The sequence below is a fragment of the Pseudoalteromonas sp. SR43-3 genome (genome assembly GCF_014163875.1).
Lineage (GTDB): Bacteria > Pseudomonadota > Gammaproteobacteria > Enterobacterales > Alteromonadaceae > Pseudoalteromonas > Pseudoalteromonas distincta.
Genome location: NZ_JACJEC010000007.1, coordinates 67,630 through 83,354, shown reverse-complemented (window position 1 = coordinate 83,354; position 15,725 = coordinate 67,630). Strand labels below are relative to the sequence as shown.

Sequence of the window (15,725 nt, the reverse complement as noted above, 5' to 3'; positions counted from 1 at the left end):
CTATTTTTCTCAAGCGTGTTACCTAAAACTTTCAATACATGAAAACTTCAGAAAAAAACTTGAGAAACCCTTATTTTTTGCGGGTGAAATGATAAATTTTTTGGCCTAAAAAAGATAGGTCAATTACATAAAATTATGACATCAATCAAACTTTGTGAGCTTGTTGTTTATTTTTTGATACAGTTTGTGCCTAATTTGGCCTAATAGTAACACTCGCACTTGTTATTTACAGTCACGATTATTAGTATTTGCTTTTCTTTAGTGCGAAATTGTTATGCTTATATATAGGTTAAGTTTATTCACTGTGGTGTTTTTTTTATTAACAGCGTGTGATTTTTCTAAAAATACAGATAAAAAATTTCTTAAAAATGCCCAGTGCGAAGCCAATTTGCCTTGTACTTTTTCAAATGATGTTAAAGTATGGTTAAGCGAGAAAACCCTTTCCCCCGAAACCCCATTTACTATCTTTAGTGACTTACCTGCAAACGTTACAATTGAAGATGCCAAGCTTAAAGGCATCACTATGTACATGGGTTACATTCCCCAAAAATTTAAAAAACATAATGATCTTTGGCAAAGTAATACTATGGTTGGTATTTGTTCAGAGCAAAATATGCTTTGGAATTTAGAACTAACCGTTAAAGATAATGCCACCTCTGTAATACAAACACTCAGTTACTCTTTTTACGTTACGTATTAAAGTTGCGACTACAAACTCTTGTATACAGCTTACATTTTTGATGTGAGTTCGTTTTCTTATACATACGATTATTTGAGTGACAAGATCAATAAAATTGCCTTTTTAAGTTTTAATACTGACAAAACTTCAATAGTGAATAAGTGCTCTCAAAAAGTTCAACTTTAATTACGACTGAATAAAAAAATCTAATCAAAAAACCTTCCAAAGAGGCTAAATAAGACTATTTAAGCATCAAGTATGCATAAATATGGTTATTAATTAACATTTAGTTTTGCGGTTTTAATAATGTGCTGTGATTAAGTTGTTAACTTGTCTGTTTTTGGTACTTAGCTCAGTTAATTACATTTGATTACAAAGTGAATCACTTTGGTTTCAGGTGTGTTTCTAATGTTTCACTGTTTTTTCAAGCCGCTGTTTTTAAAGTTTATTTATTAATTAACACTGAAACATAATGTAACCTATGTACCTGCTATGGTTATTCCATTTTATTTCTTGATATAAATTGAGCTGCCGTTAAGTTTTCGTTCAGTTAAAAGCGCCTAAGTTGCCCACCTGACTCACTATTCTAATAAAAAGTGAGCATTACCAATAAAGGTAAATTTCCAACAAGTAGGGTTCTTTCATGAAAAAATCAACTCTTGGTTTAGCTGTAATCGCAGCAATACCAATGTTCTCAAGTGTGCAAGTTTTAGCGGCTGACGAAGCAGCTACATCAATTGAAAAAATTCAGGTAACTGGCTCTCGCATTAATCGTACTGATATGGAAACATCAAGCCCAATCACAGTTATCGGTGATGACTTCATTGCAAAAAGTGGTTTCACATCGGTTGCTGACATACTTTCTACTCAGCCATCAGCTGCTGGTATTAGCTTAGGCGCTTCAAGTAATAATGGTTCAGGTGGTTCTGCGACAGTCAACCTACGTGGTATGGGCTCGCAACGTACACTGGTATTATTAAATGGTCGTCGTATGGTTTCTTCAGGAACCGGCGCAGATTCTTCTGTTGATTTAAATACCATTCCTGTAGCAATGATCAAATCTATAGAAATCTTAAAAGACGGCGCGTCTGCAGTATATGGCTCTGATGCTATTGCTGGTGTTGTTAACATCATAACAAAGAAAGATTTTGAAGGTTCAGAGCTTAACGTTGAAGGCAGCCGCACTACAAAAGGTGATGGCAATAATTACGGTGTTAGTTTATTACACGGAATGAATATTGCCGATGGCAACTTAGTTGTTGGTGCTCAATACTCAAACCGTGGTGAAGTAATTCAGTCGGATCGTCGTTTTGTAGAGCCTGGCGAGTCTTCATTTATCCCTGAAGGAACACTGGGCGGCAGAACTTACCAGGGTAATGGTGTTTTTGCAGATAGAACTACTTCATACGATTTCACAACATCAAGCTATGCTCAAACACCTAATGAGCTATACAGCTTATTTACTAGTTTTGACAAAGAGCTAGACTCAGACACTACATTTAATGTTGATTTGATGTATACACGTCGTGAATCTAACCAACAACTTGCACCACAACCAGCAAGTATTGATTTAAGTACTTCTAGCTTGGATTCAACTTACACAGATAGCTTCCGTGACGCAGATACAGGCGATCTTGCTGACTCTTTAGAGTACAGAAGAAGAATGGTTGATGCTGGTCCTCGTATTTATGAGCAAGAAACTGACACTTACCGTGTATCTGTTGCATTACAAGGTTTATTAGATAACGATGCAAGCTGGGATGTAAGTGCAACTTACGGTCGTAATGACTCAAAAGATAAAGTTCAAAACTCAATTAATGCAAGTCGAGTTGAAGAAAGCATTTATGCAAACCAAGCTCTTTGGTTTAGCGGTGATTCTTTAGATCGTAGCTTATTAACATCTAACGATTCAATTTATACTGAGTCAAACGAAGGTGGTAACGAGCAATTTATTCTTTCAGCTGGTTATAGTGCAGTAACAGAAAGTGATATTGGTTACGCAATCGGTGTAGAAAACCGCTTTGAAAGTGGTTACTACACACCAGATCTAATTACTCAGCTTGGTGAGAGCACAGCTGCACAACAAGATCCAACTGAAGGTGATTTCTCAGTACAGTCTATCTACTTTGAAACATCTATGCCGGTATTAGAGACTGTTACCCTTGAAGGTGCTGCTCGCTACGATAACTACTCTACCTTTGGTGGCGAAACAACGTGGAAACTTGGTGCAACGTGGAATGTAACTGAAGAGTTTATGGTTCGTTCTGTATTAGCTACTGGCTTTAGAGCACCAAACGTATCAGAACTGTTTGGTGGTAACTCAGGTTCGTACGATTACCTAGCTGATCCATGGGGCAACGAACAAGATGCTCAAATACTTGTAAACTACACAAGTGATAACGATCTTAAAGCCGAAGAAAGTCGCTCTTTCACTTTTGGTATGGTTTGGGAAGTAGCTGACGGCTTATCAACAACTCTAGATTACTGGAAGTTTGATATTACTAATGCGATTACTCGCTTAGATGTTCAAAACGAAATGAATAGCTGTTTTGCAGGTGACTCAGAATCATGTTCATCAGTAAACATCACACAATCTGGTGACTTATCTAACCTAAGTTCAGCACTAACTAACGTAGGTTCTCAAGAAACATCAGGTGTTGATTGGAATATTAGCTACTCTGCAGATAACTATCGTATAAACCTTGATACAACTTATTTAATCAAGTTTGAAGAAGATGACATTAATTACACTGGCACTATTGATGGCAACATCGGTGGATACTCTAAAATTAAATCTAATCTATCTGTAAGCTACGATATAACTGATGCATTTAATGTGCTTTATAATGCACGTTTTCTCCGTGGTATGGACGGCGATTACTACGGTGAGTCGTTTAGCACAGATAACGTTATTTACCATGATATTTCTATGAGCTATAACATCAATGATGCACTTCGTGTTACCGGTGGTATGAACAATATCTTTGATAAAGAGCCAGAAGAAGTTCTAGGCGGCAATGATATGGGCACTGTTCCAGAAATTTACGATGTAGTTGGTTCTCGCGTGTTTGCAAGTGTAAACTACAAGTTTTAACTAGCACATTAATCTTATTAAGGCTCAGTATTTACTGAGCCTTTTTTATTGAACAAAATAAAGGAGACAAGTACACTAAAACGATATCTTAGAAGGAGAACTGATTGTTAAAACAAGATGAAAACTTATCTTTTGTCATTGAACCAGAACTAACTCCTCGTTCTGAACAGCGCATAGATCTGTATTTTTCTATCCCTAATGAAATGGGGATCAATCCGCAAACACTTACCGAAGAATCTTACTTTAATAACCACTTTAAATCGCACTTAGCGTATAACGCTAACAATATACACTTGCCTTTAGTGCGAAGTCGTTTTGTTAGTAAAAACAAAGGTGAGCAACAAGATTACCGGCAAAATCTTAATTTATTTTGTTACCAAGTACGTTTAGCCCTTGATGCCGATATAAAAGACGCGTTAAAAATTGATGAAGCCGAAGACTTTTATAAACGGGCTAACGAGGTATATGAGCAAAGCGAAGGGCTTTTAAAAAAGCTGCGTCGCTACACACCAGATGACGAAAAACTACTGCCGTTTTTTACCAATGCTGATAACTATTTAAGTTGGCATGTTGAGCAATCTTTTTTAAAGCTTTTAGATGAAGGCCCACGTAGTAGCGATTATGCAAAAGAGCGTAACGATTTACTGCAGTTTTGTAAAAGCGAAAATACGTATCGAGCAGAGAAAAGCTACAACTCTGAAACAACCATGCAAGACGCAAATCGAATAACAAATAAAATGCGCTTGTTACAACGCTTAATTGAGCACGGCGTAATATTACAGCGTCAAACGCGGTTTCTTAACAGCTACCTTAAGCGATTAGTTAAAGGCACTGTTACAGCCGTTATCATGGCATTTGTGATGGTTGTAATACTCAATGCTCGCTCAACGTTTACGGAAGTCACCGCGACGCTTATTTTAATTTTAGGTGTTATTTACGGGCTACGTGAAATATTTAAAGAGGATATTACACGTATGATTTGGCGAGCCATTGTACAAGGGCGACCTAAGTGGCGATTTAGTTTTAAAAATAGTATTACCAAAGACAAAGTAGCGAGTCAGTTAATTTGGCTTGAATACATGCGCTTTAAAAAAATACCTAAAGAAGTGAAATCTATTTTTTCAAAACGTCGCCAACAAAATAAACAAGCTGCGCAGTGGTTACACTTTGCAAGTGAGACACGTGTTAGTGCGAAAGAATTTTTGCCCGGCTACGATACACTACAGCACACGCTACAATTTAATCTTGCACCATTTGCACGTTATTTAAAACGTGGTGAAGGGAAGCTATATCATTTAGACAGTAATAAAATTTCTAAGCAGGCTGTAGAAAGGCGTTATCAATTAAACATGGTACTTGTTCTAACTGAGGAAGATAAAACACTTTATCAACGCTATAAAATAACGTTAAATCGCAGTAAAATCGTTAATATTGAGCTTATCTACTCCAAAAAATGAGTTTAATTAATTTTAAAAGGGGCTGATACAATAAGCCCCTAATATTTGGTCACTTTATTTATTAGCTAAGCCATGTTTGCTATATAAAGTTACTTTGTCTGATACTAGCGTGATCTCGATATTTTTTGCTTCATCGCCCCATACACAGTTAGTATGTAGTGTCTTTTCAACACAGTTATCAGCACTGCCTAAAATAGTTTCAACTTCAGTCTTATCCATGCCTACTTTAATTTTTTCATAATTTTCAAGACTTACCTTAGAACAAGCCGCAAGGCTTAATGTAGCTGCGATGATAAGGAGTTTTTTCATTGTTATATCCTACTTAATATTAATGTTTGAATTTTCTGATCTGGACAATCATGCCCATTCGTGGATGGTCAAAGTAATGTACTTCACCACTAATTACACGTCTAAACTGAGAAAAACGGGCTGACTCTATATCGCCGTTTTCTAGCTTTTGGCTAATATCAAAATTAGCTGTAATGTATAAATAATGTCGTAAATGTATTTTAAATAAACCGTCTAGTTCCCACTCTGCTTTTGGTTGATCTGGGTCGTTAAATAGTGCCGGTTGTGAATTTAATAAACTTACAAAATCAGGGTTTGAATAGCTAGGTGTTACATTGGGTTCATTTTTAAGATGCTTACCCGCTATTAAATGCATGCTTGGGGCGCGTGACTTGCTTGCACCTTCAAAGCGCCAGCCAGTATGTAGAATAGGTGTTAAGCCTTTGCGGTCTAGTTGCCTATATTGCGCTTTAAATTGCAGCTGTTGCGGCGCTAATAAATAGGTTTGCTGCATATCATCTTTAGCGGGTGCTAAAGGCGTTACAGGTAGCTCATCGTAGCTTTGTAGGTAGTCAATACTGTTGTCACATACACCTGATTGCGGGTTTGAATTAACTAATGAATCAGTAAAAGTGCGTTTTTGAAAACGCTCATCGCCATCTATGCAGGCCTGCATTGCTTGTTCAGTGTAAAGAGGGGTCAGTAAGTCTAGCGTATTTTTATCTTCAATAGCTTTGTGCTTAAGGCTAAAGTCTTCTTGTAAATACGGGGCAGGGCGCTGTTTAAATACAAGCACCTCAACCTCAAACCAGCGTTCTGCAAGTGCAGTGCTGCTAAATAAGCAGCATAAAACAATAAGCGATTTTTTTAGCAACATTAATGGCTAACCTTTTTTTCGAAATCTGCAATCATTGCAGTGACCATTTTTAAGCGTTCGCGGGCATTTGCCTCACTAATTGCAAAGCGCAGTTTATTTGCGCCATCCATTTTGTACACCTTAGGTGCACTTTGTATCAAGCCAATGATGAAGCTAGGGTTAACCTTGGTATCTTGGCTAAACTCAAAGTAACCACCTTTTGGGTTTGCCTCAATTTTAGTTATACCTAAACTACTAGCTTTCATTTTTAATAATTGTAGGCTGAATAGGTTTTTAGCAGCATCAGGTAGTAAACCAAAGCGGTCTATTAGTTCCACCTGTAGTTCATCCATATCATCAAGGTTAGCACAACTTGCAATTCGCTTATACATACCCAAGCGTGCATTAACATCGTGTATGTAGTCATCAGGTAATAATGCAGCCAGCTTTAAATCTACTTCGGTTTGTTTTTGAAGTAGGTTTTCAAGCGTTGGCTCTTTACCCTCGCGCAGCGCATTTACGGCTTGTTCGAGCATTTCCATATACAAACTAAAGCCGATGGTTTGCATTTGGCCTGATTGATCATCGCCAAGTAGCTCACCCGCACCACGAATTTCTAAGTCGTGTGTAGCGAGGGCAAAACCTGCACCTAAGTCCTCTAATGATTCAATTGCTTGTAAGCGTTTACTCGCATCTTTAGAAAGGGCTTTAGGGTCACCTGTTAGTAAATAGGCATACGCTTGATGGTGGCTTCGACCAACTCGTCCACGTAATTGGTGTAACTGGGCAAGGCCGAGTTTATCTGCTCTGTCCATGATAATGGTATTAGCCGTAGGCACATCAATACCGGTTTCTATAATCGTGGTACATACCAGCACGTTGTATTTTTGATGATAAAAGTCAGTCATTATTTGCTCAAGCTCTTGCTCGCGCATTTGGCCATGGGCTGTTGTCACACTGGCTTCAGGTACCCATTCACTAATTTCTTGTGCAACACGCTCGATAGTTTCTACGTTGTTATGTAAAAAGTAAACTTGGCCACCGCGTTTAATTTCTCGCAGTACCGCTTCGCGTATTAGTTCTACATCGCGTTGGCGTACAAAGGTTTTTACCGCTAAACGTTTAGCCGGTGGCGTTGCGATTATCGATAAATCGCGCATGCCGCTCATGGCCATGTTGAGTGTACGAGGTATTGGCGTTGCAGTCAGTGTGAGTATGTCTACATCGGCGCGCAGTGCTTTAATTTTCTCTTTTTGGCGAACACCAAAGCGATGCTCTTCATCAACAATTAACAAGCCTAAATCGTTAAATTTAATGTCTTGTTGAATAAGTTTATGTGTGCCAATAACTATATCGAGCTTACCATTGGCCATTTTTTCAAGTGTGTCTTTTTGCTCTTTAGTGGAGTTAAAGCGCGAAAGCACACCTACTTCAATAGGAAAATCAGCAAAACGGTCTTTAAAGTTTTCATAGTGTTGTTGAGCGAGCAAGGTGGTGGGCACTAAAATAGCTACCTGCTTATCATCGTTAACTGCTACAAAAGCAGCGCGCATGGCCACTTCTGTTTTACCAAAGCCTACGTCACCACACACTAAACGATCCATCGCTTGTTTTGATTGCATATCACCTAATACGGCTTCTATGGCGTTGCGCTGATCGTCAGTTTCTTCAAACGGAAAGCTATCGCTAAATTGACGATATGCAGGGGCGTCTAGGGTAAATTTATTACCAGGTTTTGCTTGGCGCTGAGCATAAATGTCGAGTAATTCTGCGGCTACATCGCGAACTTTTTCAGCCGCACGTTTTTTTGCTTTTTCCCACGCATCTGAGCCAAGCTTATGCAGCGGGGCGCTGGCTTCTTCACCGCCAGAGTAACGACTAAGCATATGCAATGCAGATACTGGCACGTACAATTTAGCTTCACTTGCGTAAGTAATTGTTACAAATTCAGTAACTACACCTGCAGCATCAATTGTTTGCAACCCCTGATAACGGCCAACACCGTGATCAAGATGCACAACAGGTTGACCTTCTTTAAGCTCGGCTAAATTACGAATTAGCGCATCTTGGCTGGCTTCGTACTTGTGCTTGCGGCGTCTGCGCTGAGATACTTTTATGCCAAGCAGTTCTTGCTCGGTAATAATAGAAAGGCTTGGTTTAGTGCCAAGTACTACACTTTGCTCGAGCGGACTTACTATTAAGCCTACGTCACTTGCACTTTTTATAAATTGTTCGAGTGTTTCAAATTCTTTAAATTTTAAACCGCTTGGTTTTAAAATGCTCAGCAATGATTCGCGACGACCGTCCGATTCAACACTGAGTAATATGCGGCCTTTTTTCTTTTTTTGCTCTGCTACATAATTTATAAACGCGCCATAAGGTTCATGCTGTTTATGATCAATACGAATGGCCGGCAGCTCGCTAACGCTTAAGTTTTTATTACCTGCTTTAGTGCCAAGCTTTGCAAGGGATAATCTAATACGTGCAAAATTGCCTAAATTAGAAAACAGCTCTTCAATTGGCTGATAAAGCGCATTGGGTTCAAGTAATGGACGAAGTGGGTCAACTCTGCGGTTTTCATAGCGTACATTTACATCGTGCCAAAAGTTATCTGCCGCATGCTCTAAATCACCCAGCTGCATAACGGTTGTTGTATCTGGCAGGTAGTCAAAAATAGTCGCGAGCTTTTCAAAAAACAACGGCATGTAGTATTCAATACCTGCAGGCCAGTTACCTTTGCTTACTTGCATGTATACTGAATCTTGCTGCGAGCTTGCGCCAAATTTTTCACGGTAGCTTATTCTAAAGCGTTCAATATCAGCGTCGTTAGTAGGAAATTCATGCGCTGGAAGTAGCTCAATTTTATCTACTTTTTCATCAGAGCGCTGTGTTTCTACATCAAATAAGCGAATGGTATCGAGTTCGTTATCAAAAAAGTCGAGTCTAAATGGGTGCGGGCTACCCATTGGGTATAAGTCAACGATAGAGCCGCGTATAGCGTATTCGCCGTGCTCCATTACTTGTTGAACATTTAAATAACCGGCTTGCTCTAAATTGTCACGAAAGTTATGAGTGTCTAGTTTGTCGCCTACTTTAAAGTTTATTGTTGAACCGTAAATAAATGAGGCCGGGGCTGTGCGCAACATTAAAGTAGATACAGGCACAATTAACACACTTTGTTGTTCTTTTTTTAAGGTGTTTAAAGTGGCCAAACGGGCTGAAATAATATCTTGATGGGGAGAAAAATGATCGTATGGCAGAGTTTCCCAATCAGGAAATACCATGACTGGGTTATCGGGTAATAAATATTCTAATTCTGTTTCAAGGCGCAGTGCACTTGGTGTATCAGGCGTAACAATTAAGACTAAGTTATCTTGTTGTTTAACGCCTTCAGCAATAGCAATACTTAAACCACTTCCGCTTAGCTGGCCCCATTGAATTTTATCTTTATGAGATTTTACCCAAGGCAAGGCTGCCCATTGCTCAAACGCCATTTATTACTCCATTTATAGTTGGCTCTTAGCAAGTAAGAGCCATCTTGAGTTAAGGTTACTTAGTCTCGGTATATTTTTGTTAGGTCTTTATAGTGATCAATTCGTCTATCACGTAAGAAAGGCCAAATACGTCTTACGTTTTCTGAGCGTTTTTGATCAATTTCTACTACTAAAATTTGCTCATCAGTATTATTAGCCTCTGCTAATAGTTCACCTTGTGGGCCTGCAATAAACGAATTGCCCCAAAACGAAATACCATCGCTTTGCGCACTAGGGTCACTTTCATGGCCAACGCGGTTACAGCTAATTACCGGCACGCCATTGGCAACAGCATGGGCACGCTGGCTAATAACCCACGCATCTTTTTGACGAGTTTGCTCAGCAATGTCGTCGTTAGGATCCCAACCGATAGCGGTTGGGTAAATTAATACCTCAGCGCCAGCCATTGCCATCAAACGTGCAGCTTCAGGAAACCATTGATCCCAACATACTAGCACGCCTAATTTACCCACCGAGGTTTGAATAGGCTCAAAACCGATATCACCTGGGGTAAAGTAAAATTTTTCGTAAAAACCTGGATCATCAGGAATATGCATTTTGCGGTATTTACCTGCAATACTGCCGTCTTGCTCTAATACAACTGCAGTATTGTGATAAAGGCCCGTAGCGCGTTTTTCAAATAAAGACGCGACAATAACAATGCTTAGCTCTTTAGCAAGCTCACCTAAGGCATTACTGCTAGGGCCTGGAATGGTTTCGGCTAAATCAAATACGTCAACATTTTCGGTTTGGCAAAAATAGAGGCTTCGGTGTAGCTCTTGGAGTACAACCAGTTTTGCACCTTTTTGAGCGGCTTCACGAATGGCACTTATTGATTTTGCCATATTGTCCTTTGCGTTATCGGTATTGCTTTGTTGCACTAACGCAACGGTTAATTTTGCAGGGCTTGTCATTGTGCTGCTCCAGCTAAAAATCCACGAGGTAATTGCATTGTAATACAGTGCAGGCTGCCAAATTGTTCAATAATTGGTTGGCAATTTACGCCAATAATAGTGTGTTGTGGGTATGCTTTTTGAACTTGTGCAAGAGCACGTTCATCATTGGCATCATTATACGTTGGCACAAGCACAGCATTATTAATAATTAAGTAGTTAGCGTAGGTAGCCGGTAAGCGTGTTTGCTCACCGTCATAAGCGGCTTTTGGCCACGGTAACTCAATTAAGTTATATGGGGTGTTATCGGCAGTTTTAAAGGTTTTTAGTTGTTTTTCCATCGCATCAAGTGCGCTAAAATGCTCATCAGTTTTATCGTCACACTGCACATATACAAGGGTATTATTTGGTGCAAAACGCACTAAGGTATCAATGTGGCTGTCGGTGTCATCGCCCGCTAAATAGCCATGTTCAACCCATAAAAAACTCGTCGCGCCTAAGTGCTCTTTCAAAAGTGCTTCAATATCATTTGGGTTTAAATCAGGGTTACGGTTTTTATTAAGCAAACACTCACTGGTTGTTAGCAACACACCGTGCTCGTTTATTTCAATACCGCCACCTTCAAGTACCATATCGAGCGCTTGATATTGGTTGTTTGTGCTACTTAGCTCTTTTACCAAAGTACGATTAATTTGATTGTCTAATGTGCTTTCAAACTTATTGCCCCAACCATTAAAAGTAAAATCATATACTTTTAATGGTTCTGTTGAATCAATAGCGGCGCAAGTAAGCGGACCATGATCGCGCGCCCAGGTATCGTTAGTAGGCGTTACTACAAAATGAACACGATTAAGAGAGACGTTAGCACTATTTAGTAATGCTGTAATATGCACTTTTAAGGCACTGTTATGCGCCACAATAACAAGCTGTTGCTGCGTTGTTATGTGTTTAGCAAGTTCAATATATACAGGTTCTACACGCGTTAAGTTGTCGGCCCAATCGGTGTCTTTGTGAGGCCATGTAAGCATAACAGCGTCTTGCTCGGCCCATTCTGGTAAAAGTCTAAAGTTCATGAATTTTATATACTAATTAAGATGGCGCTAGTTTAGCATTTTACATAAAGATGTCAGCTAATTATCACTGTTTAGGTCGCCTTGGTTTTGATCAAGTTCTTGACGTTTTTTAAGTTGGCGGGTTTGAGCATGTAAACTCGCTCTAACAATAAGTTCTTGGTCAGTGGTTCTAATTGCGGTAAAGAGCATAGTGTATTGGTAGTGTTCGCTATCTTGTTTTTCTACTGCCACAACTTCGGTGTAACAATAAACCGCAGAGGCCTCGTGGTGCAAAAACAGTTTGGTTCTAAATGCTTGGCCAATTGAGTGTACTTCAGGTGATGTAAAACGAATACCGCCACCGCCGTAGCTATCACATTGTATTGCGTTATCTTGGGCTTGTTCTGAGGCCAAAATATGGCTCATTATTAAATCTATTTTACGTGACTGCGCTTGTAAAAAAGTAGCTAGCTCTTGTGCTATATCGCCTAAGTTACGCAGTGGGCGTAACGAGCTTTGTTCAAGCTCACTTACTTCATTTGCTAATCTAAATAGTGGGGGAATGTCGTCTTCAAGCTCAAGCTGCGATTTAGGAACTTGTCCGTTTGATACGGGGAATAAATTTACTCTTATACTTTCATTAATTTGAAAGTACTGCTCAAACTCACCTAATCTTTCACTATTCATTATGTTCTCCACCACGTATTTATTTAATAGTAGCGTTGTGAGTACTAAATTGCTAGCAGATAAAATAACGCATAGCGGTCTAAATGCTTTGTTTAAATTCGATTTTTAGCATACTGATTATGAAAATAAATACACTAAGACATATTTAGGGTTAGTTATAAAAAAGCGGCCAATGTCATCCTAACATTGGCCGCTTGGGTATTGATTCATCAGCGTGTACTTATTTAAGTAGAGCGGCTAATTCATGTAAATCTTTCACAACGTGATCTGGTTTTTTAGCTAATGGGTAAAGTGCTTTACCTGGGCGTGCTATAAAAGTGGTTTGTAAGCCAGCTTCTTTTGCACCAGCAACATCCCAACCATGGGCTGCAACCATCATTGCTTCATTTGGTGCTACGTTTAGCTTTTTAAGTACCCACTCATACGCACGTAAGTCTGGTTTGTAAATTTTAATATCTTCAATGCTGTAACGCGCATCAAAGTAAGACATTAAACCAGCGCTTTCAAACTGTGCCTTTACACCTTTGTTTGAAGAGTTTGTAAGGCTTACTAACTTATAGCCCTGTGCTTTGAGTTTTGCCAGTCCTTCTTTAACATCGCTGTGTGGAGGAAGCGTTAAAAGAGGCGTAACAATAGCTGTTTTAGCTTGTTCACTTGTAATATCAATGTTGTTGTTTTGAGCAACCATAAGAAGTGACGCCACACCGATTTGCCCAAAGTCGTGATAACTACCGCTTACTGTATCTACTAATGAATGATGCAGCATGGTTGAAAACCACAGTGGTAATAAATCTTCACGTCCGCCTAGCGCTTTACCAATAGAGGTACGCATTGACGTTAAATCAAGTAGGGTTTCGTTTACATCAAAAATAAGCACTTTAGGTTTTGCTTGTTCATTTGGTTCATCAGCGACTGCATAACCAGATACAAGGCTTGTGCCCACAAGTAGTGAAAGAGTAAGTGTTTTTAACGATTTTAAAATAGACATTAATTATTCTCCGATTCAAGTGCTGTCATAACATCAATAGGTTCTGCGCGTAGGGTGTAATCTTCGCTTAAAAATGCGTATGTAATAACACCTTTTTGGTTTATCACATAGGTGGCCGGTAGCGGTAATTTAAAGCTTTTATCGCCGTAGTAGTGTTCAAAATCAATACCAAATTGTGTATATAACGCTTGAATACGCTCATCAAGTGTAAACAATAAACCAAATTGCTCAGCTACTTTATTGCTCACATCGCAAAGCACGTCAAATTCAAGGTCGTTTTTTTGTGCAGTTGAGAGAGTTTCATCAGGTAGTTGTGGTGATATTGCGATTAACTGAGCACTTTGAGTTTTAAATTGTGGTAAGTAGTCGTTAAGTGCTTTTAGTTCTAAATTACAATATGGACACCAGCCACCACGATAAAAGCTAATAATTACCGGGCCTTTTTTTAGTAAATCTGCAAGCTCAATGTTTTCGCCGTTATGGTTGGCTAAGCTAAAGTTTTCTACTTTTTGACCAATTTGCAATGCATTGTCTTTAATATGCTGTGCAATTAGCTCTTCGTTTGTAGTGTTCATTAGTGCCAAAACGTCAGCTGGCAATTTGGCATCCTTTTGTACGTTATAGGCATCTATTTGCGCTTTTAAACTCATGATTGAACCTCAATAATTAGACTATTTGCAATTATAGTGTTTTATATATTTAAATAAACATTGCAATACTGAAAGCTTCATTCGAAAATATTAAACATTGAAAAGTGCACAATGGCATCTTTATGTATAATTTAAGCGACCTAGAAACATTTATAGCTGTAGTTGAAAATAAGGGCGTGCTTGCTGCTGCCCGCGAGCAGCGTTTATCGCCTGCAACGGTGAGCCATCGCTTAAGTAAACTAGAGCGTGAGCTTGCTACAGTACTTGTTTTTAGAGATAGCAGGCGAGTACGGTTATCTCCCGCAGGTGAAATATTTTATACGCGTGTGGGGGCTATAATAGAAGCTCTACACGATGCTGAACATAGTATTGGCGCGCGTAGCTCATCGGTGAGTGGTTTACTACGCGTGACCATGCCGCCTTGGGTTTTTTCAAAATACGTAATGCCTAAACTCAATGAGTTTGAGCAAGCTTACCCTGAACTAAAGCTTGATTTTTTAATAACGGATCATTTTGTAAATGTAGTTGATGACGCGCAAGATGTTGCAATTAGGGTGGGAAAGTTAAATGACTCAGGATTACTTTCTCGTAAAATCGTAAACAATAGTCGCATACTTTGTGCAGCCCCTAGCTATATAGAAAAGTACGGCATGCCTGAAAATTTAACGCAATTGAGTGAGCATTATTGGGTTTGCCTGCCGTGGCAACGCCAGTTAAAGCTTTATGACGAACACAAAAAAATACATACCTTTAATGCTAAAACCCGTTTTACTATTTCAAACTCCGATAATATGACACAAGCTGCTATTGCAGGTCATGGTATTGCTATTAAATCAAAAATAGCGATTAATGAAGATCTTAAAAACGGTATTTTGGTTGAAGTTATGCCAGGGGTAATGGCACAAGATGATGCACCGGTTTGGTTTTTACGTCCGCAAAATAGTTTAACAACCCGCAAAACCGATGTATTTTATGATTTTATGAAATCACTATTTTTGAGCTGCGAATAAGCGTTTAAATGAGCGTTTTACTCCAATTAAAAACAAATAACCAGTAAGCTCTGCAAGCAAGGCAACAATTATGGCTGCAACAATGGCGGCTATAATAGAGTCTTTTTTCAAAATGATTTGACCTTCAAAGCGTTGCCATACTTGTTGCTTTATATCGCTCATGCCACTGATCATAGTAAATATATACGGAGATTTCTCAAACCTATTTACGGCTATCTGTAAATCTTGCTGTCGCTCGTAAAGAGTACTGATATTACTTGCCCCTTTGTTCACAATTTCATCATCAATATTTTGATAGTGTTTTATTAGCTTAGTTAAATCATTATTGAAATACTTAGCTGCATCGCTTTTAAAAGGCGCAACGGCATTATTAGCTTCAATTAACTGGGCTGATAATGCTTGGCCAAAGTCACTTACAAATGCAGGTATTTGCACTCCAAGTAGTAAACCGAATGCAAAGAAACTAAGTCGTATATAATCTAAAAGTTTACTCATTTATCTTCCTATGCATTTAAATAACCCAGAATTAACATTTGAG

At 38.9% G+C, this 15,725-nt stretch carries 13 protein-coding genes; 4 read left to right on the top strand and 9 right to left on the bottom strand.

Annotated elements, in window-relative coordinates:
* Window positions 1–274 precede the first annotated feature (274 nt).
* The 3 genes from H5088_RS10735 (at window position 275) to H5088_RS10725 (ending at window position 5,230) form a co-directional block, all read left to right on the top strand.
* Window positions 275–700: a hypothetical protein gene (locus H5088_RS10735; RefSeq protein WP_182752837.1), complete on the top strand. Its 426-nt coding sequence runs from the start codon at window positions 275–277 to the stop codon at window positions 698–700.
* A gap of 622 nt (window positions 701–1,322) precedes the next feature.
* Window positions 1,323–3,773, top strand: coding sequence for a TonB-dependent receptor (locus H5088_RS10730; protein ID WP_138488891.1), 2,451 nt, complete (start codon window positions 1,323–1,325; stop codon window positions 3,771–3,773).
* Between the two features lie 104 nt (window positions 3,774–3,877).
* Window positions 3,878–5,230 carry a hypothetical protein gene (locus H5088_RS10725; RefSeq protein WP_024597376.1) on the top strand — a complete coding sequence of 451 codons (1,353 nt, stop codon included), beginning with the start codon at window positions 3,878–3,880 and terminating at the stop codon, window positions 5,228–5,230.
* 54 nt (window positions 5,231–5,284) lie between these two features.
* On the opposite strand, the gene H5088_RS10720 is transcribed toward H5088_RS10725, so the two are convergent.
* The 8 genes from H5088_RS10720 to H5088_RS10685 all read right to left on the bottom strand — a co-directional run bounded on the left by H5088_RS10720 (window position 5,285) and on the right by H5088_RS10685 (window position 14,177).
* Entirely contained in the window at window positions 5,285–5,539 is a 255-nt protein-coding gene (locus tag H5088_RS10720) for a lipoprotein (protein WP_024597375.1), read from the bottom strand.
* A 19-nt stretch (window positions 5,540–5,558) separates the two neighbouring features.
* The gene (locus H5088_RS10715; RefSeq protein ID WP_182752836.1) at window positions 5,559–6,395 is read right to left on the bottom strand and encodes a peptidoglycan binding protein CsiV; all 837 of its coding nucleotides are present in this window, start codon (window positions 6,393–6,395) and stop codon (window positions 5,559–5,561) included.
* Entirely contained in the window at window positions 6,395–9,868 is a 3,474-nt protein-coding gene (mfd, locus tag H5088_RS10710; protein ID WP_165723940.1) for a transcription-repair coupling factor, read from the bottom strand. The genes H5088_RS10715 and mfd overlap by 1 nt, the downstream gene beginning before the upstream one ends.
* Window positions 9,869–9,927: 59 nt before the next feature.
* Window positions 9,928–10,821, bottom strand: a complete 894-nt coding sequence (locus H5088_RS10705; protein WP_024597239.1) for a carbon-nitrogen hydrolase — start codon at window positions 10,819–10,821, stop codon at window positions 9,928–9,930.
* Window positions 10,818–11,873 carry an agmatine/peptidylarginine deiminase gene (locus tag H5088_RS10700; RefSeq protein ID WP_182752835.1) on the bottom strand — a complete coding sequence of 352 codons (1,056 nt, stop codon included), beginning with the start codon at window positions 11,871–11,873 and terminating at the stop codon, window positions 10,818–10,820. The genes H5088_RS10705 and H5088_RS10700 overlap by 4 nt, the downstream gene beginning before the upstream one ends.
* Window positions 11,874–11,930: 57 nt before the next feature.
* On the bottom strand, window positions 11,931–12,539 hold the full coding sequence (locus H5088_RS10695) for a PilZ domain-containing protein (RefSeq protein ID WP_002961502.1): 609 nt from the start codon (window positions 12,537–12,539) through the stop codon (window positions 11,931–11,933).
* Between the two features lie 220 nt (window positions 12,540–12,759).
* On the bottom strand, window positions 12,760–13,527 hold the full coding sequence (locus H5088_RS10690; protein ID WP_182725170.1) for a haloacid dehalogenase type II: 768 nt from the start codon (window positions 13,525–13,527) through the stop codon (window positions 12,760–12,762).
* On the bottom strand, window positions 13,527–14,177 hold the full coding sequence (locus tag H5088_RS10685; protein WP_182752834.1) for a peroxiredoxin-like family protein: 651 nt from the start codon (window positions 14,175–14,177) through the stop codon (window positions 13,527–13,529). The genes H5088_RS10690 and H5088_RS10685 overlap by 1 nt, the downstream gene beginning before the upstream one ends.
* Before the next feature lie 122 nt (window positions 14,178–14,299).
* Between H5088_RS10685 and H5088_RS10680 the strand changes: the two genes are divergently transcribed.
* On the top strand, window positions 14,300–15,187 hold the full coding sequence (locus H5088_RS10680; RefSeq protein WP_165723944.1) for a LysR family transcriptional regulator: 888 nt from the start codon (window positions 14,300–14,302) through the stop codon (window positions 15,185–15,187).
* Here the strand turns inward: H5088_RS10680 and H5088_RS10675 are convergent.
* Window positions 15,167–15,682, bottom strand: a complete 516-nt coding sequence (locus H5088_RS10675) for a DUF2937 family protein (protein ID WP_165723945.1) — start codon at window positions 15,680–15,682, stop codon at window positions 15,167–15,169. The two genes, H5088_RS10680 and H5088_RS10675, sit on opposite strands and share 21 nt — an antisense overlap.
* Window positions 15,683–15,725: the final 43 nt, after the last annotated feature.